Origin of the sequence: Amycolatopsis sp. NPDC059021 (genome assembly GCF_042739895.1) — a bacterium.
Taxonomy (GTDB): Bacteria; Actinomycetota; Actinomycetes; order Mycobacteriales; family Pseudonocardiaceae; genus Amycolatopsis.
In genome coordinates this window covers 1-20,498 of sequence record NZ_JBHYIQ010000144.1, presented here as the reverse complement: position 1 = coordinate 20,498, position 20,498 = coordinate 1, and the positions used below count along the sequence as shown (strand labels likewise).

The 20,498-nt window shown below is 65.1% G+C and carries 16 protein-coding genes and 2 pseudogenes; 12 read left to right on the top strand and 6 right to left on the bottom strand.

What is annotated here, in order from left to right:
- Nucleotides 1-179 precede the first annotated feature (179 nt).
- Nucleotides 180-1,289 (top strand): colicin E3/pyocin S6 family cytotoxin, encoded by a 1,110-nt coding sequence (locus tag ACFWX1_RS44580; RefSeq protein ID WP_378395981.1) that lies wholly within the window; start codon nucleotides 180-182, stop codon nucleotides 1,287-1,289.
- On the top strand, nucleotides 1,286-1,603 hold the full coding sequence (locus ACFWX1_RS44575) for a hypothetical protein (protein WP_378395980.1): 318 nt from the start codon (nucleotides 1,286-1,288) through the stop codon (nucleotides 1,601-1,603). The genes ACFWX1_RS44580 and ACFWX1_RS44575 overlap by 4 nt, the downstream gene beginning before the upstream one ends.
- 387 nt (nucleotides 1,604-1,990) lie before the next feature.
- On the opposite strand, the pseudogene ACFWX1_RS44570 reads toward ACFWX1_RS44575, so the two are convergent.
- A pseudogene (locus ACFWX1_RS44570) lies at nucleotides 1,991-2,512 on the bottom strand (IS630 family transposase); the annotation flags it as partial.
- A 76-nt stretch (nucleotides 2,513-2,588) separates the two neighbouring features.
- On the opposite strand from ACFWX1_RS44570, the gene ACFWX1_RS44565 reads away from it, so the two are divergent.
- Together ACFWX1_RS44565 and ACFWX1_RS44560 are read left to right on the top strand one after the other, a co-directional pair.
- A complete protein-coding gene (locus ACFWX1_RS44565) occupies nucleotides 2,589-2,846 on the top strand; it encodes an FAD-dependent monooxygenase (RefSeq protein WP_378395979.1) in 258 nt (85 codons plus the stop codon).
- A 63-nt stretch (nucleotides 2,847-2,909) separates the two neighbouring features.
- Nucleotides 2,910-3,473, top strand: a complete 564-nt coding sequence (locus tag ACFWX1_RS44560; protein ID WP_378395978.1) for a hypothetical protein — start codon at nucleotides 2,910-2,912, stop codon at nucleotides 3,471-3,473.
- 74 nt (nucleotides 3,474-3,547) lie between these two features.
- On the opposite strand, the gene ACFWX1_RS44555 is transcribed toward ACFWX1_RS44560, so the two are convergent.
- Nucleotides 3,548-4,306 carry a hypothetical protein gene (locus ACFWX1_RS44555; RefSeq protein ID WP_378395977.1) on the bottom strand — a complete coding sequence of 253 codons (759 nt, stop codon included), beginning with the start codon at nucleotides 4,304-4,306 and terminating at the stop codon, nucleotides 3,548-3,550.
- A 58-nt stretch (nucleotides 4,307-4,364) separates the two neighbouring features.
- Nucleotides 4,365-4,675: pseudogene (locus ACFWX1_RS44550) on the bottom strand (C40 family peptidase); the annotation flags it as partial.
- An 895-nt stretch (nucleotides 4,676-5,570) separates the two neighbouring features.
- On the opposite strand from ACFWX1_RS44550, the gene ACFWX1_RS44545 reads away from it, so the two are divergent.
- Nucleotides 5,571-7,373, top strand: a complete 1,803-nt coding sequence (locus ACFWX1_RS44545) for a hypothetical protein (RefSeq protein ID WP_378395976.1) — start codon at nucleotides 5,571-5,573, stop codon at nucleotides 7,371-7,373.
- 696 nt (nucleotides 7,374-8,069) lie between these two features.
- On the opposite strand, the gene ACFWX1_RS44540 is transcribed toward ACFWX1_RS44545, so the two are convergent.
- On the bottom strand, nucleotides 8,070-8,885 hold the full coding sequence (locus ACFWX1_RS44540; RefSeq protein WP_378395975.1) for an alpha/beta fold hydrolase: 816 nt from the start codon (nucleotides 8,883-8,885) through the stop codon (nucleotides 8,070-8,072).
- 757 nt (nucleotides 8,886-9,642) lie between these two features.
- Between ACFWX1_RS44540 and ACFWX1_RS44535 the strand changes: the two genes are divergently transcribed.
- The gene (locus ACFWX1_RS44535; RefSeq protein WP_378395974.1) at nucleotides 9,643-10,398 is read left to right on the top strand and encodes a helix-turn-helix domain-containing protein; all 756 of its coding nucleotides are present in this window, start codon (nucleotides 9,643-9,645) and stop codon (nucleotides 10,396-10,398) included.
- 753 nt (nucleotides 10,399-11,151) lie between these two features.
- Here ACFWX1_RS44535 and ACFWX1_RS44530 read toward each other — a convergent pair.
- Complete coding sequence (locus ACFWX1_RS44530) at nucleotides 11,152-12,576, bottom strand: pentapeptide repeat-containing protein (RefSeq protein ID WP_378395973.1); 1,425 nt, start codon at nucleotides 12,574-12,576, stop codon at nucleotides 11,152-11,154.
- 62 nt (nucleotides 12,577-12,638) lie between these two features.
- Between ACFWX1_RS44530 and ACFWX1_RS44525 the strand changes: the two genes are divergently transcribed.
- Nucleotides 12,639-13,367, top strand: coding sequence for a hypothetical protein (locus ACFWX1_RS44525; protein WP_378395972.1), 729 nt, complete (start codon nucleotides 12,639-12,641; stop codon nucleotides 13,365-13,367).
- 302 nt (nucleotides 13,368-13,669) lie between these two features.
- Here the strand turns inward: ACFWX1_RS44525 and ACFWX1_RS44520 are convergent, their stop codons facing one another.
- Nucleotides 13,670-14,491 (bottom strand): class I SAM-dependent methyltransferase, encoded by an 822-nt coding sequence (locus ACFWX1_RS44520; protein ID WP_378395971.1) that lies wholly within the window; start codon nucleotides 14,489-14,491, stop codon nucleotides 13,670-13,672.
- A 1,500-nt stretch (nucleotides 14,492-15,991) separates the two neighbouring features.
- On the opposite strand from ACFWX1_RS44520, the gene ACFWX1_RS44515 reads away from it, so the two are divergent.
- The 5 genes from ACFWX1_RS44515 to ACFWX1_RS44495 all read left to right on the top strand — a co-directional run bounded on the left by ACFWX1_RS44515 (nucleotide 15,992) and on the right by ACFWX1_RS44495 (nucleotide 20,335).
- Complete coding sequence (locus ACFWX1_RS44515; RefSeq protein WP_378395970.1) at nucleotides 15,992-16,762, top strand: helix-turn-helix domain-containing protein; 771 nt, start codon at nucleotides 15,992-15,994, stop codon at nucleotides 16,760-16,762.
- A gap of 52 nt (nucleotides 16,763-16,814) precedes the next feature.
- Nucleotides 16,815-16,994 carry a hypothetical protein gene (locus tag ACFWX1_RS44510; protein WP_378395969.1) on the top strand — a complete coding sequence of 60 codons (180 nt, stop codon included), beginning with the start codon at nucleotides 16,815-16,817 and terminating at the stop codon, nucleotides 16,992-16,994.
- A gap of 73 nt (nucleotides 16,995-17,067) precedes the next feature.
- Nucleotides 17,068-17,622 (top strand): hypothetical protein, encoded by a 555-nt coding sequence (locus ACFWX1_RS44505; protein WP_378395968.1) that lies wholly within the window; start codon nucleotides 17,068-17,070, stop codon nucleotides 17,620-17,622.
- On the top strand, nucleotides 17,615-18,841 hold the full coding sequence (locus ACFWX1_RS44500; RefSeq protein ID WP_378395967.1) for an MAB_1171c family putative transporter: 1,227 nt from the start codon (nucleotides 17,615-17,617) through the stop codon (nucleotides 18,839-18,841). The genes ACFWX1_RS44505 and ACFWX1_RS44500 overlap by 8 nt, the downstream gene beginning before the upstream one ends.
- Nucleotides 18,842-18,895: 54 nt before the next feature.
- Complete coding sequence (locus tag ACFWX1_RS44495) at nucleotides 18,896-20,335, top strand: NAD(P)/FAD-dependent oxidoreductase (RefSeq protein WP_378395966.1); 1,440 nt, start codon at nucleotides 18,896-18,898, stop codon at nucleotides 20,333-20,335.
- Nucleotides 20,336-20,498 lie beyond the last annotated feature (163 nt).

Sequence of the window (20,498 nt, the reverse complement as noted above, 5' to 3'; positions counted from 1 at the left end):
GAAGAGCATCAGGTTCTTCTTCGGCGTACCGGACTTCTGACTCATGCTGGCGACTCCCCGTCGTGTGGTACTACCGGGTCGGGCACCAACGCGGGGTGCTGCGGTGGGGGGGGCCCGGCGGGCCCCCCCCCCCGCGCCGGGCGAGTCCCCCCGCGCCCGCGCCCACCCGCCCCCCGGCCGTGGGGGCCCCTCCCCCCCCCGCGGCCGCCGCGGCAGCCGAATCCGCCTCAGCCGCGTCGCGGTCCGCCGCCGACGCGCAGCGCTCGGCCGCCGCGGCGGCCGAGGACGCGGCCGCCGCCCGCAACGCCGGTGCCCGAGCGTCGCAAGCCGATGACCAGGCACAGGGCGACGCGCAGGCAGCACGTCGCGCCGCTAACGCCGCCGCCAGTGACGCCGCCATCGCCGGCCGGTCGGCGGCCAGCGCCGAATCCGACGCCGCTACCGCACGTGGCGCGGCCAGCAACGCTGAACGCGATGCCGCTATCGCCCGGGACTGGGCCGACAAGGCCGAAGCCGCCGCGAGCTGGGCCGAGGACCACGCGAAGAACGCGGCCGCTGCGGCAGCTGAGGCGGTCGCAGCCGCTCAGCGCGCCGAGCAGGCCGAGAAACAACCCGACCCCGGGACAACACCGCCCCCGGGCGCCGCGGATGACCTCGGTGAACCCGCCCTCGGGCACGACCTGCCCGCCGACCGCCTCGAAGCGCTGCGCGGGATCGGCTACACCGGCTCCAGCCGTTTCACCTGGCAGGAAGCCCTCGACTTCGCCGCCCGCGGCCCCTGGCCGCAAGCCGAAGTCTGCTTCGCCCTCGGCGGCACCATCGACCAATGCCGCCCCGGCGGACCCCTCGGCGGCTTCGCCGGCTTCATCTACGACGTCTTCCTCTCCGACATCAAAGCCTGCGCCATCGGAAACGGCACATCCTGTGCCATGGCAGTCGCCGGAGCCGGCGGCAGAGCAGCCAAAATCCTCGGCGAAGCAGCCAAAATCGGCGAAGACGCAGCCAAGGCGGGTGCAGCGGCCCGCAAGATTCCTGGCTACATCCCGCCGCCCAAGGGGCCACCACCTGGAGTGAAGGGGGCAACGATTGCGGATCGGAAGACGTCAGTTCAAGGTGGTGGCGGACTCCGCAAAAGGTGGAAGGACGACAAGGGGAACATCTACGAATGGGACTCGCGACACGGCGAGTGGGAGATGTACAACAAGCGTGGTAAACATCAAGGCGTCCTTGACTCCAACACAGGGGAACAGATCAAGGGCCCAGATCCCAGCCGGAGCGTCGAACCATGAACGATCCCGCAGTCGGATGGCAGATCGAAGCATTTCGCAAGTCGGACGAACTTTTGGACTGGGTCCTGGATCTGCCTCCGGGGATCAGCCATCACACCCTCGAGGAAATACTCGGCTATGACGATATGTCCAGGCCCGAGGGGTATCCCGCCACTGCTGAACAGGTCCGCGCCGTCATGAACCACTTCGACGTGCCAGCAGATACTGCTTGCCCGCTCGACGACACCAAACTCAAGTACTACGTGGCAGCCTTCGCCGACACGCGCACGACTCAAGCCGACACCGACCCACCCGGAACGTCGAGCGATGAGTGATCAGGCGGTCGGTTGGCGGATCGAGGGCTTCCGCAAGTCAGACGAGGGCTTGGCCTGGTTGGGGAGGCTTCCTCTGGGGTCGACCTCATCGTCGAGTGCGCGTGGAGTCGTGGTCATTCGCCTCGCCGGTAAGGAAGCTCGTCGCCAATCGGCAGGGAGCCATGCCTGAACAGAGCCGTCCCCATCGCATGTCGGTGCGTCTGGGGCTGCTGGTGGTCGTGTTCGCTTCGCTGGGCATGCTGGTCATTCCCCTGACGACCGGAACGCTCAGAGGTGTACTGCTGACGCTCTTGGGAATGGGAGTTGCCGCCGCCGCAGTTGCTGTCGGAGCCTGCTATGCCGGGACGAGAGAGCGATGAGCACTCGTCCGATGGCCATGTCCCGGCCGTCGATCAGCGTCAGGAAGCGCAGGAACTCCTGGTGGCGGTGGCGCCGGTAGTGCTGGGCGATCACCGAGCCGCTGCCGACATCGAAGGCCGCGAACAGGCTGGTGGTGCCATGCCGGACGTAGTCGTGCGTCATCCGTGCCGGGGTGGTGGGCATGATCGGCAGAGTCCGGGCGGTGCGGTCGATCGCCTGCATCTGGCTCTTCTCGTCGACCGCGAGCACCAACGCGTTCTCCGGCGGACTCATATAGAGACCGACGACATCGCGGACCTTCTCGATGAACTGCGGATCGGTCGACAGCTTCCACGTCTCGATCACGTGCGGCTTGAGCCCGAACGCCCGCCAGATCCGCGAGATCGCCGACTGCGACATCCCAGTCGCCGACGCCATCGACCGGGTCGACCAATGCGCGTCCCGCCCCGGAGCCTCCTCCAGCGTCTTGGTGATCACCTCGTCCACCCTGTCGTCACCGATCACCCGGGGCCGACCCGGACGCGGATCGTCCGACAGGCCCTCCAACCGATCGAACGGCCGGATCTGGCAGGTCGGCGACAGTGGTGTCTCGGTCATTCCGCTGGCTGGCACCGAGCTGTTCGTCGTGGTAGCACGGCCGCGGGCCGACGAGGACGAGCCGATCCGCGAATATCTGCAACGGCAGGTCAACGAATCGTCCGGCCGGGACGACATCCTGGTGCGCGAGGTCACCTGGCACATCACCTGGCGGTCGAACACCAGGCTGGCCGAGCGCTTCCGGGACGGACGGGTCTTCCTGGCCGGCGACGCCGGGCATGTGCACCCACCGACCGGCGGGCAAGGCATGAACACCGGCATCCAGGACGGCTACAACCTCGGCTGAAAGCTCGCCGCCACGCTGGCCGGCGCTCCGGGTGTTCTGCTGGACAGCTACGAACCGGAGCGGATGGCCGCGGCGCGCGCCGCGCTGGACATCAGCACGGCGCTGCTGGAGAAGCACCGGCGGGGAGACGACGACGCCCACGTGCGCGGTCCGGAGGTGCACGGGCTCACGCTGAACTACCGCGGCGGTCCACTCTCCCACGACGACCGCACCGACGCAGGCGCGCTCAGGGCCGGCGACCGCGCGCCGGACGCGACCACGGCCACCGCCGACGGTCGACCTATCCGGCTGTTCAACCTGTTCCGTGGGCCACATTGGACACTCCTGACCTTCGGTGCGGCATACGCACACACGGCCGCGACGCTGAGCGACCGGTTCGGCCCCGCCCTGCACGCCTACACCGTGGTCCGACCAGGCGAGTCGGCAAACGAACATGCGCTGGTCGACAGTCATGGGCACCTGTGGGCCGGGTACGTCGCGAATGACGACACCCTGGTGCTGGTCCGTCCCGACGGCTACATCGGGCTGATCACAAACTCCGGCAACATTGAGCGTGTGACCGAGTACTGGACCGCGCTACACGGCATACCCATCACCGGAGATGCCGCGACAATGCCCGGCGCTTGACCACACTGCTCGACGAGCTTGCCTGACTGCTCCCGCCATGAACTCGTGACATGACGCGGTTGCAAGGAAGGCTGTCAGGTGCTGGCCGCCGTGCCGTTGCTGCGGGCGGCGAGGTAGCTGGTCCAGTCGGTTTGGGCGTAGGTGGCCCAGGCGAGGGCGGTGTTGATGTTGAGGTCGAGCAGGTGGGCGAGCACGGCGGCGGGGAGCTCGCCCGCGAGGCTCGCCAGCGCGGCGCTGCGGGCTCGTCGCAGGTGAATCTGCAGGTGATTGCGCAGGCCGCGGTAGAGGGTGTCGCGGGCCGGGCGTCCGGGAAAACCGCCGGGAAACAGCCACCCCACGCCATTGGGGTGGCTGCGGCCGATCGCCGAGACAGTGCTCGCGTGGTCGCGTTGGGCCAGCACGACGGTGGCGACGGCGGGTGGCAGCCGGAACTGGTGATCGCCGTAGCGCAGCCATACCCGTTGGTTGGTGTCGGTGTGGATATCGTCGTGCTGCAGGGTGGCGACTCGGCTGACCGGTAGGCCGTAGAGCAGCACGAGCTTCCCCGCCGCGCGGACCGCGCGGGGTAGGGTGGCGTCGTGCAGGCAGCGGCGTAGCTGTTGCCAGCGTTCGTCTTCGGTGATCGGCGCCAGCGTGGTGCGCGGGCGCTTCTTTGGAATGGCCGCCGGGCCGACGAGGCGTCGTTGCCTTGCCCAGTGGAGGAATTCCCGCGCCGGGTAGGTGGATTCGGGGCGGCCGGTGAGCAGCCACTGATCGATGTGGTCTTGGCGCACGGCGTCGGGCTTCAGGTCCTGTTCGTCGATCCAGCACAGCAGCCGCAGTGCGGCGAGCACGCGGGAACGGGCCCGTGTTTGCGGGGCGGGTGACGCCGATCCGATTGTTCGGAATCTGGTCGATACGGACGGGTTTGCCAAAATCGGGTGCATTGACCATGGTGGTGGGCGAGATAGCGATGCCGACGTGGGTGATCTGCGTCGTGTTGACACCGAAGTAGATGAGGTCGCCGGGTTGCATTGGCTGCGCAGCGGGCACTCGTGGTCCTGCGTGTACTGGGTCTGGGCGGTGCGGGACAGGGTGATTCCTGCGGCGGCGTAGGCGGCTTTGGTCAGGCCGGAGCAGTCGAAACCGCCGTCGGCTGCGGCGTTGCCTCCCCAGACGTACGGCAGTCCGCGCTGCCCGCACGCGTAGTTGATCGCCACCATTGCCGCCGAACTGGCCGTCTGGATGTTGTCGCAGTCCCTAGCTCCGGCCTGCGGGCAAGTGCTCACGAATTGCTCATGATTTTCCGGAATTGTTCGCGAATTTCCAGAGCCTGCAGCGGCTGTAGGTTCCGCGAGTTCGTGAGCACGGTGGGCCGTTGCTACCGCACGAGAGGGTGCCCGTTCCGGGGGTTCGAGCATTGGTCAGATGGTGAAACCTTGAGCAATCGGTGGCAGGCCGGACGGTGTTCGAGGCTGAGATGGCCTGCTTGCTCAAGATCTTCCGGAACCTCCGCCCAAGTCACGCAACGCACTGTTATGCCGAGAACGATGTGTTCACAGGACGCGGAGTCGGTCAGCTCGATGCCGGTCTGCCGCTCACGATGTCGGTGGATCGCTAGGCAGCAGCTATGCCAGGACACCTTGCGATTGTTGGAGTTTGGGTGAGCGTAGTGGTCCGATGCATGGGGTGTCCGGAAGGCCGGGGGGCACCCACGGTGCTCGAACGGCTACCGCAGAAATTTCGGAAGCTTGCGTGCTGGCACCGTCAGAAGATCACATCAATGCTATATGTCGAATCGTGATGAGCGATGTTGTAACCGATCGAGATTTTCGACGACTTAAAGGCTAGCGAGTCGGGTCGCATCCGGGCCGTACCCGTACCTGGCGAGTTGGCTGGCCGTATGAGGTTGGTCGTAGGTCGGACTACGAAGGCGCGAAATGATTCGGAGCAGCTATGACCAGTACGCGATCGTCGAAACGCATACTCATTGTCGTACTGGTGACAGCCGTCCTCCTCGCTGCCGGAGGCGCGACCTACTTGCTATGGCCGCGTAGTACCGAGTCGGCCAACGGCGCTGGCACCGCTGCGGCGCAGGGTTCGGTCAGGATCGTGGCCGTGCCGGCCAGCCGGGATAGCGACGTCGTTGTCAGCGACCATTGGTCTATCCACATTCCGGCGGGCAGTGTCGGCGCTGCGGACACCAACTTGAGGATTGCCCCGATGGCACAGCCGGTCGGACCGCGGGGCAGTTCGGGGCTCGAAGCTGTCCGCCTGGTCCTGGCAGCCGGTCAACCGGTGCATCCATGGACATTCACTTGGCGCTTTGACCAGCCCTTGGAACAGGGGCGGCAGCTCTACCTCCTGGATGACTTCGGCGACGGCTCAGCGTATGGCGCGCTGCCCACGGAGCCGGACGCAGCGGCCCAAGCTCCAGTGCGTACCCACGTGGCGCAGCTCAGTGCTGATCGTCGCTCCGGCACTGTTACCGTCGAGCATCTCAGCTTCAAAGAGTGGCTCTTGGACAGGGCGAGCGACCTGGCCAATCTGTTGGGAAAGTTCTTTGATCAACGCACTTCCGCTCCCGAGTGCAAGGACAAGGCCGGTCGACGAACGCAGCGACCGGCCTGGTTGTCCGAAGCGAACTTCCTTGAGGATCAGAGCGCCCCGATGCTCGTGTGCGTTGGTTCGGACCCCGACCCTTCTAAGAAGGACCTTGCCGAGGTCGACATTGCCAACAACCGTGGCGGCGCACTGCTCGTCAAGACGCCTGTGAAGCCGACGTGGGCCTGGTCGAGCAACATTGGCGACGCCGTCGCCGACTGGGTGCCAAACGTCATGACGCTACTCGCGGAGGCGATCAACGTACCGCCCGCTGACGCCGGCCGGACATGGATCGTGCTCCCAGGGCAGCAGGTGCACTTCGGCTTCAGTCAGGATTCCCTCTCGCCCGCTGGCCTCCCTGCCGAAATCACGAGCTCGTTCACCCCTTCCGCGATCGTGTTTGGTTTGCTCTACAACCAGCTATCGAAGGCTATCGATGGGGACTCGGTTCTGTGGACCTACGGCGCGTTGCTGGCATGCGGTCAGAAGACTCTGATTAAAGAAAAGGAGTCAGGGATCGGGCAGGGTTTAGCCGCTGCGGCAAAGTGCGTCATCGACGATTCGGACGGCGTGGTTCAGACGGTGAAGAAGGTTCTCTCACCTGCGGCGTTCGACAAGCTTGCGCCTCAGCTGAGCAAAGTGGCGGCAGTCAGAGCCGCGTTGACCAGAGTGCTCCTACTGGCCGAAACAGGGTTCGTCTTGCTCGACAGCGTGTTCACGCTGAACCTGCCTGCAGGCGCGTTTACGATCAGCTTGTTCCTAGCGCGCACCAAGGTGGTCACTGTCGTTCCGGTCGACCGTGATATCTCTGCCCAACGTGGGTACGCGGTCACGCCTGGATACAACGGCGTGGACAGCTGTACCTCCTCGTACGCATCAGTCGGGCGGGACGTCGTTTCGTGTTCGCCGAGCGCGGCCGGAGCTGACGTCTGCTGGGTCAAGGCTGATCGTCTGACCATGCTGTGTGGCGGCATGCCCTGGGAAAAAGCGCTCATGGCGGTGACTGCGTCTAGCCCTGTAGCCCGCGTGCCAGTTGCGAGGGATCCTCAGCCATGGGGGCTCGAGCTCAGCGATGGTGCTCATTGTCGACTGCGCAACGGGGGGTCGTGGGGCGGCCGCTCTGATGGCTTCGTGGGTGCCTACTTCTGTGATCGACCGAACGAGTATGTGCTGGGGAAGCAGGACCCGACACCAGTGGTGAACAAGGCCGCTCCAACGTGGACAGTGCTTGTGGGGGATCTACAGAACCCGGACAGTGTTCTGCCGCCGCCGAAGAGAGTCCGTGTTCTCATCGCCTACTTTGCCGGCGCAGCCTGACTGTCCTGGCGTCCAGGTCTGTGCGACGCTGATGAACCGGTTTAGGTTCGTAGACGCGCGCAGTTGGTCTGTATCCCTTGTCCACGTCGCCGGCGCGGCCACGAAAGTCGTTGGCGCGAGTGTCTCCGACCGACTCACCGGCTGGGGCGTAGCCCTTCAGATCCTCGTGCGCGTAGGTGACCCCGTCCCGTTGGGTCTGGCGATCCTGTCGGTACGCGGATGCACCAAGAGATGATCAGGGAGCGACGCGGCACCGAACTGCCGGTCGAGAACCGCCCCCTGCCGTCTACTTGCGGTCGGAACATCCGGATCAGACCACCGAGCGCCGCCACTACCGACGCCGACCTGACATCCGCTTCGTGCCCCGAAGTGCGTCGTTAACGACTATCTCTCGTGCCTCTGCTGCTTGCAGGGTCTCGCCGTGCACGACATGTCGATCTTGTGTGACCTGGGCTTTCCGAGCTGTTTCACCGCGACGTCACCATGATCAGTCTCAAACTCATGGCATTTCTTGGCTGGCGCTGTTTTCTATCTTGCAACTTGTGGCTCGGCCTGTTGCGCTCGTTCCCGGTTCGCTCCAGCAGTCCTCGACGTCGTGGATCAAGGTTGGTCGCGGTCGTGTCTGCATATGGGTGCTCGATGGCGAGGCGTACCGGCGTCGCTGTCCGGCCGCTCGTGAGTCCGCTGGTCTTGCCTTCAGCGCTGCCCGCTCTCGTGCCTGGCGACCTCGCGTACGGCGTCGGCGATGGTGTGGTAGTCCTTGCGCAGGATGTTGCCGTGGTTGCTGGGGACTTTGGCGTGGATTGTGATGTTCGGGTTGCGTTTGACCACTTGATCGAGGCTGGCCCGGATACGTTCCTGCTCATCGCCCTTGCTGCCGAACGACGCCCCCGAGGCGTTCACATACCGTGCCGGGACGGTGATGTTGTCCAGCACGGGGCCCAGTTCGCTCTCGCGGGCGATCTCGCCGGCCTCGATGTTGCTGTCGGCCATCTGTTCGGCAGTCATCCGCGCGCCCAGGCCCATCGAGCGCAACAGCGGCATCAACCAGCCCAAGCGCCGCCACAGCTTTCGCATTCCCTCGATATCGACCTCATCGATCCAGTCGTGCGGTTGCGCGCCCTCAACCAGGATCGCACCCACGGTACGGTCGGGATTGCGGCTGGCCCAGTGCGCGCCAACGAACGCGCCGTAGGACCAGCCCACTACCAGCGCCCGCTCCACGCCCCTGGCCGCGAGAACGGCATCGACATCCGCGACGTTCGTCTCGAACGAATAGTCCGCCGAAGTCTTCGATTTGCCGCGGGCCCGCATGTCATAGGTGATGTGTCGGAACCCCGGCCCCAGATCGGCGATGACCCGCCGCCAACACTTCTGGGCGGCGACGTGGCCGTTGAGGTAGATCACGGGGATGCCGAGGCCACCGGTGTCGGTGACGGCCAGTGCCGTGTCATCGACCGGCACCATGGCGGTCCACGTCGAATCGGTCGAGGATGTGCTGTTCTTTGTCATGTGTTATTCCTGCTCGTATGTGGTGGCGCAGATGTCGAGCCCAGCGCGGTGCCATCGTTCTTCTGAGCGTTGCTGACCCGGTCGTAGCCGGTGCCCGCGTCCAGAGTGGCCGAGACGCCGGCGGCGGCGACCGAAAGTTGCCGTCGATTGTGGTGTGGCGGACGCTCGCGGCCGCGTCAATCTTCCGCAGACCACGCCGACACACCGTCGAGATCCTGCCCGACACCAAGATTGCTGAGCGGGCCCCCGCCGGCCTATGCCGGCGGTGGCCCGTGGATCACGGCCTCAACACCCAGCAACCAATTCCGCGGCCTCGCCCGATCCCTAGAGATCACCGTCCAACTGCCCGACAGCTCCCGCGTCGAGGACAAGGGTCGCCGACACCGAACTCCGCGGCGTCGGACGCTTCGGCGACGTCGCCCTCGAAGGCGCCCGCCAGATCAACGACACACTGGATGCGTCCTGCGGGATGTCCAGGACGGCGGTGATCGGGGCGGAGGTGCCGAACTCTGCATCGTGTTCTCCCGCGCCGGTTCACTGTTTCTGATACGGGAAACGCTACATTGCTTTCCGAACTATAGGAACAAGGATGTTGCGTTATCTCTGCATCTATGCAGTTCAAAAAGTATACATCGTTGCAATGGTCATAAAAGCAACGCAACGATACTGGCAACAATAGTTGCAATGAGTTTGGCATGAACGCTACAATCGTAGCGGGATCAGGGACTGCCACGAAGGGTCATCAGAGGAGATCGCGATGCCGGGAGGCAGGCTCACACAGGCCGAACGTCGGCAGATCGCGCTGGGGCTGGCCGACAGCCTCCCCTACGCCGAGATCGCCCGGCGCCTCGACCGTCCGACCTCGACGATCACGCGTGAGGTGATGCGCAACGGCGGGCCCGCCACCTACCGCGCCGACCTAGCCCACCGCGCCACCGAACGCCGCGCCCGCCGGCGCCGCCAAGCCGCGCCCCGAGGAGGGCAAGCGCTAGCACAAGGCCACAGGCGCGACGCGGAAGCCGTGCGTGAGTACGAGGAGACATTGACCACCCTCTTCATGCAACAGGGCATGTCTAAGATGATGGCCCGGGTGCTGACCTGCCTTTTCACTGCCGATGCGGGCAGCCGCACCGCCTCCGAACTCGTCCAGCGCCTACAGGTCAGTCCGGCGTCGGTCTCCAAGGCGATCGCGTCCCTCGAAAGCCATGGCCTCGTCCGCCGCGAACCCGGCGAACGCCGCCGCGAGCGCTACCTCGTCGACGACGACGTCTGGTACCAATCGACGATCGACAGCGCCCGCGGCATGGCGAAGGTCGCCGAGATCGCACGGCAAGGCGTCGGCATCCTCGGCCGCGACACGCCGGCGGTCGCCCGCCTGGAGAACATGGCCCGCTTCAGCGACTTCATCAGCGAGAGCATCTTGCGCGCCACCGTGCAGGCCCGCGAGGTTCTCTACACCAAAGCCGAAACGAACTCGGACGGCGCTCCCGGGTTAATTTCAGATCGTGGGTAGAAAGACGTCTTGATGGTCACAGCCAGCGGTGTCCATACCCCGATTAATGGGCTGTTATTCGGGGCAAGCCCGAAAAGGTGGTGACGATGGCGGGCACGGTGACCGGTCCGGACGGTGCCGCCGCGGGACGGTGTGGTCTGCAGCCGAGGCGTTCCTGGACACCATCGGCTCGGCGAACACCCGCCGGGCTGTGGTCGGCAAGTGGCTGAGTTGGTACCGTGAACAGGGCTGGGACGCACCGGCGGTCCCCACCTCAGCGGACGGTCCACCCCGCCAAACTTCGACATCCCGGCCCGGTCGCGCACCGCGATCGACCGCCTGATCTCCCGCCGTGACGTACATGTGCGGAAGAAGACCCTGTGGCAGATGCTCTACGAAACCTGCGCCCGCAGCCGGCCACTAATTCCGAAGAGACCAGCTGAGACACCGGTCCGCCCAGACCACCACCTGGCAAGCAGCCAGCTACTCGCCCGCGACACGGTCAGGCTCTGCGAGATCCACCGAGAATAGGCGCGGCCGCAATGAATCTCACCGCGATGTCGTACACGACCCACGTGCGACATGGAGACAGGAGGAAGGATCATGAACGACATCATCGTGCCCCCGATTCCGTTGTCGCTTACAGTACCGTCCGACCGTGGGCGGGCTGGTTGTGCCCTGGATTACGCCTCGCACGGCCGACGATCGTTGCCGTCGCGATCCCTATGCTGACGAGCCTGGGCCACCGAGGGCGGGTCCGGTCGGCCCTTGCCCTTAGCTATCGCTAAGGAGGCTTCTCAAAGTCGGGCGCTCCGCCGGGGCCGTCCCATTTTCCCAGTCATGTCTCCTTTCCAGGACGCCGGATCCGTCTGGCTGAGCTTTGACGGTGTAAGACGGCGGCCACGTCTGATTTCGGCCGTCTATCTTCGTGATCCGGGTACCATCAAGGATGGCGAGATCGCTAGTGATCGTTGTCTGACCGCGGAAGGTGGCCCCTCCGAAATGAGCTTTGATTGTGAAAACTACTTTGTAGAAGCTGACACTGCCGAACCTGGCACGGTTGATGTAGCACTCCCTAAGGAATTCCGATTGACGGAAGTCAGCGTAGCAGATATCGGCGTCATCAAACCAGGTCATCCCTTCGAAGAGTGACCCCTCGAAATAGAGGTGTCCATCGGAGGCGTCCATATCTTCGAAGTGAGCGTCCTTGTGGAAGGTTGCACCACTGAAGTCGGCATTCCCCCCGATTCTCGCCTTGTAGAATGACGCGTCGGCGAGAAATGTCGAGCCAGTGAAGTCGACATCGTCGGTGAAGTCAGCGAGCGTGAAATCGCAGCGGTCGGCGAAAGTGGTGTGGGCGAAGGTTCCCGCCGAGATTCGGCAGGCTGTGAGGTCCCAGCCTGTGAGCGTGGTGTTCGACAGATCCAGCCGGATTCCGTCCCAATGCTCTCCGTTTACCTGAGAGTACTTTTCCTCCATTAGCAGGCCACGATTGTTTTTCTTCAGATAGCGCAGATGACGTAGTAGCACGTCTCGTGCGGTGGCGCGAACGTGGATCTCGCCCGCGTTGGTGGAAGCTGTCCGGCTTTCTGTGGACGACCCTAGCTTCCGGCGGTGCCCGGCAATTCTGGAATGCAACCGCGATTGTGAGCCGTTTGTCATGTCGTTCGCGGATTGCTTGCCAGCTGACGGGGTCATTCTGATGTGGGCGCATAAGAGGTCAACCACGGTCTGGCGGAGTTCCGGTGCTCCCTGCGCAAGCCTCTCAAGCGCGAGAACGCCCGCTAGCTGCACAGCTGCCTTGTCAGAGCTCAACTGCTCGGCGGCTTTGGTATACAGGTCGGTGATGCGCCGCTCGGTGGCGTCGTGCGCAGCGTCTGCGGCAGCTTGCTTCTTCTGGGCCAGGTCGATGTCGGTGAGGTCTAGGGCGACCTCGGTAGAGCGTTGGCGGCGGACGGCCAACAGCAGCGCGAGGGCGGCTCCGGTGCCGCCAGCCGCTGTAAGTCCGGTGCGGATGGCGTCGGCGCGCGCCCGCGCCAAATCCGCTGCGGCCAGCCCGTCGGCTTGTCGCCACAGCCACCAGCCGACGCCGGTCCCCACAATGACGACCGCGACGGCGGACAAGAGAACCCACGTCCAGTGCAACGGGCGCAGGCGAGGCGGACGAGACGGCGGCAACGGGACCCACGGACTACGCATGTGGCAGATCATGCCGCAACCGGCGGACAGTTGTGGCCAAGTAGGTATCTCAGGTGACAACGGTGACGACTGAACTCGTCGCCGCCGCGATCGCCCGATCACCCAATTACCCGCATCATTCTGTCGAGATAAACCCGTGGTGCGCCGCGTACACCAGCGAGTCCTGCCCGATGATCGGCGGACGACTGGATCACTACCGCTCGTCCTTGCCGCGACTGGACAAGAACATTTGTTTGGCCCTCAACCCCCGATCGGGACTGTTCGGCCTCGGCAAGTCATTGATCACTCGGCTGCATCGTGACCGGGTGGCCGAGCCGGTCAGGCTTGCCGAGCCGGTCAGGCTTGCCGTTGCTCGGATGAAGACAATGCCGTGGGAGATCTACCGCGTACGCCGGCTCTACTACGCACCGGCCACCGTGGCCCGCTCCGTGGACTGCGTCCTGCTTGGTGGACACCGCACCGTCCACACCTCGCTGAGCGAAGTCAGCCGACTCGTCGACATCACGGTGACGAAGAACGAGGAGATCGCCGGAGCGCCGATCCGCGGTGGTGATCGAGATCCTCACCGCCGGCTGTGGCTGCGTCGGCGCAGTGACGGGATCTACCCGACCCAGGAGGAGTTCTACACGGTCGCTCCTGCCCAGGCACGGGACAAGGAACTCGACAGCTTCGGCGAAGCCTGGGCCGACCACACCGACCGGGGGCTGGCTCGGCTGGAACGCCGTGTCGACGCGGCGATCGCGGTCGTGAAGGAAGCCCTTCTCGATGCTCTGGGCCGCGCCGCGGCCTGAACCACTCACCCGAAATTTCGTTTTCTTGAAGGGATACCGCTATGTCTTGGTTCGACCTGCACCCTGCGCACATCGACGGACTCGTCAACCGGCTGATCGCGCGCCAGAGGTAGAGATCGCGCAGCCGCTGGCGGGCCGAGCGGCCGGACGACCACATGGGACTACGGACAGCCGTTCGGGAAATCGAGAGTTCTACACTGCGGCGGCGAAATCCGTTCTAGTTTCCCGCTGTCGTGCACGACGAGGGAGTAACCTACTCACTGAGATGAGTCCAGGGCACAGTCCCAGCCACTTTGAGTGCGCTACTTGGTCAGCGTGGTGGTGGCTACGTGGATGTTCTGTGTGGAGGGGATCCGGCCGTCGGTGTCGGCAAGTCCGGCTGCCTGGGCCAGGAACTCTTTTTCGAGCGACTTCACGACTGCCGGGTCCAAGGGCATGAAGTTGTAAACGGTCGAGAGGGACGCCCACACCTGTTCGGCACTGCCGCCCAGGTCGAGCGGCTCGGTGGTCCACTCGACAGGAGCGAATCCTGCCGCGGTGAGAATCTCGTCGACGCCTTCCCTGCCTCTGGTACGTCGGTCACCCAGCTGCGGCATCTGCTGTTCGGCAGGAACATCGGCGAGTACCGGACGGAGCAGGCGCCGGAACAAGGCGCTGCCGCCGGTTCCGCCGGCCGAGCCGCTGCCGAGCACCAAGGCTAGCCGCCCACGGGGGACCAGGACACGTGCCGACTCCGCGGCTACCCGGTCGATCTCGGGCATCAGCATGAACGCCATATGTGAGACACACGCGTCGAAGCCGCTGTCAGAAAAGGGCAGTTCCTGCGCCCGCCCCTCCACCAGGCTCGCGTCGGCGAGCGAGGGCCGCTGACGGGCAAGCGCCAGATCAGCATTCGAGAGGTCTACGCCGGTGACCTCGTGGCCGGCCTCGGCGAGCAACTCGAGCAGGAAGCCGTCGCCGCAGCCCAAGTCGAGTACCCGAGAGTGGCCCTCGACGTGGTCTCGCAGGATTTCATAGCTTGAGCGCCCGTCCGGCGTCTTGCCTCGCCCCATCGCGCTGACGGTCGCCGCCGGGTATCTGGCATGGAAGTCGCGCAGGAACGCCTCTTGGGTCACCGTGGTCACGATCACCACTCTAGGACGTCGGGACCGCTCCTCAGGATGTTTAGCGAATCCGGACCTTTCCGGCCACGTCAGCGTCTGACGCTGACGGCGACCTTGCTGGCGTCAAGATCAGTTGTGGTTGCTCTGTCGGGATGCTCGTGGTCCGTGCGGGTGGTGCTGGTTGTTCCCGCGCCGCCGCCGGGGAGACTGGCGCGAGGTTGGTTTCGTGTCGGATGGGGCGAGTGCTCGTAACGAGGCCTGTGACGAGGTTCGCGGCGCGATGGTGCAAGCCGCGTTGATCGGGCATGAGTCGCTGGCCGGCGCCGCGGGGGTATTGGGGAATCGGTGCCTCGGCTGTTGCCGTCGGTGGTCCGGGATTTCACCGGCCGCACGGAGCGTGTGGGCGGCGCTGGACATGCTGCCCGCAGAACGACGAACTCAGCAACGAGATCACGGTCCTATGACCGCAGTGCCTCGGCAACCACCACTGCTCGCCGAACACTGCGCTTCCCCCACTTCCGAGGTGGTAAACGACACCATCAGGAAGGTCGAGCGACGTACGTCGGCGCCGTTCAGCGACGCAACCATGGAACCGAACGTGGCTGCCGACCGACACCAGCAGGTGGTACTAGCCGACCAAACGACCGACCTTTTCGTCGACGTCGCCCACATCGCGGGCGCGGGTCAGCATCTTGTCGGATTTCGCCGATTTCGATGACGCGTACCTCGACGAGTGTTCAGGGGAGGGGTGACGGCGCGTGTCACGCGGCTTGAGGGAAGCCTCGCGAGGCCCGTCACCCCTCCGATGTGCCGGATCGTCCTGACTGCGGGGAAGGCCAGGATTTGTGCGACCCGGCGAGCTTCGCCCTACCGCTGGCTAGCAGATGTGGCCGCGGTGCACCGCACCCAGTCTCGGTAGCTAACGGGACCGACGTGGAGATCAGCACGGCAGTGCACAGCATTAGACGGCAGAGTGATCCGATACACGATGTCGGACCAGCCTCTGGCACAACGTCGAGCGACGTCGTCGGACACGCGACTCGATGTGACATTCAACGGGTCACCACAAGCGGGTTGACTCAGCATTCCTCCTCGCTTCCGGGGGTAGTCGCAACGACGACCCGCCCCCTCGACGTTTCGTTGTCGCATTACTCAGCACATTGCTGATAGTGAATCGAATATCGTAAGAAGCGCGGTTTTCTGATACGAAAACCGCATCTACACGCACGCCCACTCTTCGTCACGGGTCTGACCGCGCCGGTGCGTTCTTGGCAGCGCCGCAAGCGGTGTAACGTCGAGATTCTTGATTCCCTCACTCTCGGCCATGAAGGCCGATTTGGTAGGGCGTGGCACCACCTCCCCGTGGTCCCGCCTTGCACTGAGAAGCGTCGAGAACGCAAGGCTCTTCACTTCAGTTGAATTACTACGCGAGCGAGAATAGACTGAACCGCGTCACGCAGTCAACTGGCGCGAAGTGGTTGCCCGGTCGATCTTCATTTCGGTACAACGTCAGGTGGGGGCATGGTCACGGATCAGCATCGCTCGTTCGCCGTCCTGCTGGACGAACTCTGCGCGGCTCCACCTGCGGGCCGACACCGGCCCTACTCCAACGTCGAACTGGCCGAAGCCGTCGGCGTGAGTCACAGCTACATCGCCCAGCTACGCAAGGGCATCCGCGACAACCCCAACCTCCGCGTCATCGATGGGCTGGCCTCAGCACTGCAGGTCCACCCCGCCTACTTCGTCGGTGGCCGGCGAAACCCGGCTTCTTCAGCACAGCCCCGACGCCCCTTTCGGGACAAGTTGAACCGGTTGTTCGCGCTGGTCCACCCAGCCGGCCAAGGAGAACTGACCCTCAACTTCGTTGTCGGCGCGGTGCGGCGCCGCGGCCAGGAACTGGGTGACCGGCACTGGACAATCTCGCCCAGCACACTGTCCGGTCTGCGTGATGGTTCGATCGCCGATCCCGAGCTGAAGCATCTTCTGGCGCTGGCGGATGTCTTCGGCGCCGATCCAGCGTACTTTCTCGACGACCAGCTGGCCGCGCAGGTGGAGGAACAGCTGGAGACGCGTCTTGCCATGGCTTCCCTGGGCGTGGACACCGTCATCATGCGCGCGAGCGAGCAAGAACTCGAACCGCGGATCCGCGACAAGATCATCACCACCCTCACACAAGCGCTCAAGGACGGCCGCGCGCCCACCCCGGAGACCCAGGACGAGCTTGGCAGCGCAACACGAAACCGCGCGACCGGGCACAGCAGATCGAGCGCCGACGACGACGCGGACCGCTGATGATTTCCGCCACCGACCGGCGTACTCCACAACCAGCCTGGGCGACAACACCGTGATCACGCGTGCGAGCGAAGAGACCGTGTCGCCGCGGGTGCGTGACAAAGGTCTGCCGGCACTCGTGAAAGCGTTGCGCCCCAGCGACGATGCCGTGGACGCGATCCGGCACGTCCTCGACGAGGAGAATCCACCCGAGACCGACACCCGGCAGGGAGGCCGCGGTGGGCCGGGATGACCAGGCCGCCCGCGGTCGCATGCCCACGGTGGCGGTATGGCAGCACATGCAGGGACCACACAGGGGAGACGGCTTGAACGCACGACAGTTGCGCAAACTCGGGCGTGCACTGATCCACGACCTCGACCTCGATACCTCCGCGACAGCGGAAACGGTGTGCCGCCGTCTGGTCGAGGTCATAGCCCAACGCACTCAACGGGAGATCCTGCTGAGATTCGACGACCTCGGCGACACCGGCCTCAGCGGTCTGTGGGCGGTGACCGCGGATGAGGTGAACATCATCGTCGTCACGACGACCCGCAGCTGGGTGCACCGGTTGCTGATCGTGCTCCACGAGATCGCCCACATGGTGTGCGGCCACAAGCCCGCCGAGCTGACCGCACACGAAGGCCGCGCGCTGCTGTTCCCGGACCTGTCTCCGAAGATGGTCAAGATCATCGCGGGGCGGACGGGGCTGAGCAGAGACGAGGAGCGTGAGGCCGACCGCGTCGCCGGTGTGCTGACCCGGGCGCTGTTGGAATGGGCGGGCCGGCAACGCATCGAGCCGTTCCCACCGGACGGAGATGATCTGGGGACGCGTGCCTGGTACGCCCTCGGATACGTACCCGAGCGAGGCCGCCATGTCTGACCTCGGCTACGTCCTGTGTGCCATCGGGGCATGGATACACGCCCTGGTCAAATACCGCAGCTTGCGGAAAGCTCCCCCCGAACGCAAGGCCCCGATCCGCGCGATCATCGTGGGTTCCGCACTCGGAGGAGCACCTATGCTCCTTGGCGCCACAGTGATCGCGCTGCCCCTCAACCGCGTCACCGGCATCGCGAACCTCACCGTGTTACTTGGCTGGTGCCTGGCGTTGGCGTTCCTCTGTGCCTCTCAGGTCATGCTGCTGTATTGGCACCACTCCGACCGTGCCTGGCCGCAAGCACGCCGCCTCATGATCATTTACGGGCTGGTGATCTGCGGCATGGTGGCGCTGTTCGCGGTGAGCCCTGAGCTCGAGAACCGCCATCGCGGTTTCACCGCCTTGGCCGCAGGTGTGCCCGTGCTCGTCGCGATGCTGGTGCTCTACTTCACCACGTACCTGCTGGGGGCCGCGAACCTCGTGCGCCTGTGCTGGATCTGGGCCTCCGAAATCACCGATCGGATCTGGCTGCGCCGTGGGTTCCGGATCGCCGCGACGGGAATGGTGTTCGCCGCTGCCTACGGCGCCGTGTGCCTCTTCGCCGTCATCGGTGGCCTGGTCAATCCCGCACTACGCCAATGGAGCGTCAATGCCCCAGCGATCGCAGGACTGGGCGTTCCCCTCGTTCTCCTCGGCTACAGCATCCCCCGCTGGGGCCCACCACTGTCCGCCGCATGGACAGCTCTCCGGCAGTTCCGCCGCGGACTGCGCGACTACCGTCGACTTCGCCCACTGTGGCAGGCGCTCGCACCCGTCAACCCCGCGATGATCCACACACCTGATTCCCTCGCCGAGCGCCTCAGCATGGACTTCCGGCTGTTCTGGCGCGTCATCGAGATCAACGACTGGCTGCATCAGCTGCGCACCTACCAGGACCCTGCCGTCGTGGTCGCGATCGAACACCGCGCTCGCGAGACCGGTCACTCCGGAAACGACCTTGCCGCACTCAGCGAAGCCGCTCAGATCAAGGCCGCGCTGGCCAGGAGACAGCGGGGGCAACGCTCAGACGTCGCTATCACCGACGTGGCGGTGGCTGCCGATGCACATCACGCCTTCGCCAGTGAGCGTCGGCGACTGGTCATGATCGCCGACGCATTGACCGATCCGCTCGTCGACGCCACGCTTCGAGACGTCGAGGTGTCCGGCACGGCAACGAGCACATAGCCCACCCTCGAACGTCAGCGCGCGGCAATTCCTACGCAGCGAAGGACGGTTCACATGCACGATGGCCAACCAGTTCACGCTCTCGTCCTCGGCGGCGGCCTTGCCGGAATGCTGGCCGCGTCGGTTCTCGCCCACCACCTCGACACCGTCACCATCGTGGACCGGGACCGCTTTCCCAACGGTCCCAACCAACGCAAGGGAACACCCCACGCCCGCCACACACACGTCCTCGTCGCCGGCGGCGCCCGCGCCCTCGACGAGCTGCTGCCCGGCACCACGCAGACCCTGCTCTCACACGACGCCCAATACGTGGGAATGCCATCACGCCTACTGGCGTTCACCGCACACGGCTGGCTACGGCGATCACCTGAACGGCAGTTCCTCATCAGCTGCAGCCGCGCCCTCCTCGACTGGGTCGTGCGCGAACAAGTCCTGCAACACGAGCGCATCCGCCTCCGCCAGGCCACCGAGGTGGTAGGCCTCACCGGCTCCGCCGAACAGATCACCGGCGCGCGCGTCCGGGACCGGGACACCGGACACACGCACACCGTGCAGGCCGACATCGTCGTCGACACCACCGGGCAACGCTCCCAGACACCCCGCTGGCTGAGCGAACTCGGCTGTTCTCCCGTGCCCGAGGTCCTGGTCGATCCGGACATCTTCTACGCCAGCCGCCGCTACCGCCCACCCGCCGGGACCACCCCCGACTTTCCCGAAATCAACATCCCGGCGGATCCACGCTCGAACGCCGGCCCGCGCGGCGGTGTGCTGGTCCCCATCGAGAACGGCCAGTGGCTCGTCACCCTCGTCGGCCGGCGCGACTGCCGCCCACCCACAGACGACGCCGGCTTCACCGCGTTCGCCCGCACCCTCCGCCACCCGATCATCTCCGACCTCATCGCCACCAGCGAGCCCCTGAGCCACCCGTACGGCTTCCGCATCATCGGTAACCGCCGCCGACGCTACGACCAGATGAACCGCCGACCCGAGGGCCTGCTCGTCCATGGCGACGCCGCGTGCACCGTCAACCCCGTCTACGGACACGGGATGGCCCTCGCCGCCCTCGGCGCACTCGCCATCCGCGACCACATCCGCCGACACGGGATCCAGCGCCAAACACTTCCGCTGCAACGCACGCTCGCGGACACCGCCGACGACGCCTGGGCCATGTCCACAGCACAAGACCTCCGCTACCTCAACACCACAGACCAACGTCCAACACGTGGTGCACGCTTCGTGCGGCGCTACCTCGACAGACTCGCCAAAGCCTCCATCGCCCGCACCGCCATCACCAACGCCCAAATCGACGTCTACACCCTGTCCGCACCACCACGCCGGCTGCTCTCTCCCCGAGTCGTACTCAGCACCCTCCGGGGCACAGGACGCCCGCCACGCGCCACCCCGCCACTCACCGTCGAAGAACAACGCATATTCACGCTTCCAAAGGACTGTAAGACGTTCGGTGCAACTCCCGACCATGGAAGTCCAACCTGAGAACCGCATGACGTCCCGGGCTGTAATGCGAACAAGTTGGTGTTTCCGGTCGTGGTGTCAGTACGTCTCGGGTCTATCCCATGATCGGTGTTTCCGGCGTTGTTGATCAGTAGGTTTCGGCTCCCGGCCAGCGGTCACCGAACGTGATGGCGAAGGCGTTGAT

Excerpts from the sequence above, each read along its gene's own strand:
- ACFWX1_RS44575 (WP_378395980.1), top strand. The coding sequence starts at position 1,286 with ATGAACGATCCCGCAGTCGGATGGCAGATCGAAGCATTTCGCAAGTCG.
- ACFWX1_RS44560 (WP_378395978.1), top strand. The coding sequence starts at position 2,910 with ATGGCCGCGGCGCGCGCCGCGCTGGACATCAGCACGGCGCTGCTGGAG.
- ACFWX1_RS44540 (WP_378395975.1), bottom strand. The coding sequence starts at position 8,885 with ATGACAAAGAACAGCACATCCTCGACCGATTCGACGTGGACCGCCATG.
- ACFWX1_RS44535 (WP_378395974.1), top strand. The coding sequence starts at position 9,643 with ATGCCGGGAGGCAGGCTCACACAGGCCGAACGTCGGCAGATCGCGCTG.
- ACFWX1_RS44530 (WP_378395973.1), bottom strand. The coding sequence starts at position 12,576 with ATGCGTAGTCCGTGGGTCCCGTTGCCGCCGTCTCGTCCGCCTCGCCTG.
- ACFWX1_RS44515 (WP_378395970.1), top strand. The coding sequence starts at position 15,992 with ATGGTCACGGATCAGCATCGCTCGTTCGCCGTCCTGCTGGACGAACTC.
- ACFWX1_RS44500 (WP_378395967.1), top strand. The coding sequence starts at position 17,615 with ATGTCTGACCTCGGCTACGTCCTGTGTGCCATCGGGGCATGGATACAC.
- ACFWX1_RS44495 (WP_378395966.1), top strand. The coding sequence starts at position 18,896 with ATGCACGATGGCCAACCAGTTCACGCTCTCGTCCTCGGCGGCGGCCTT.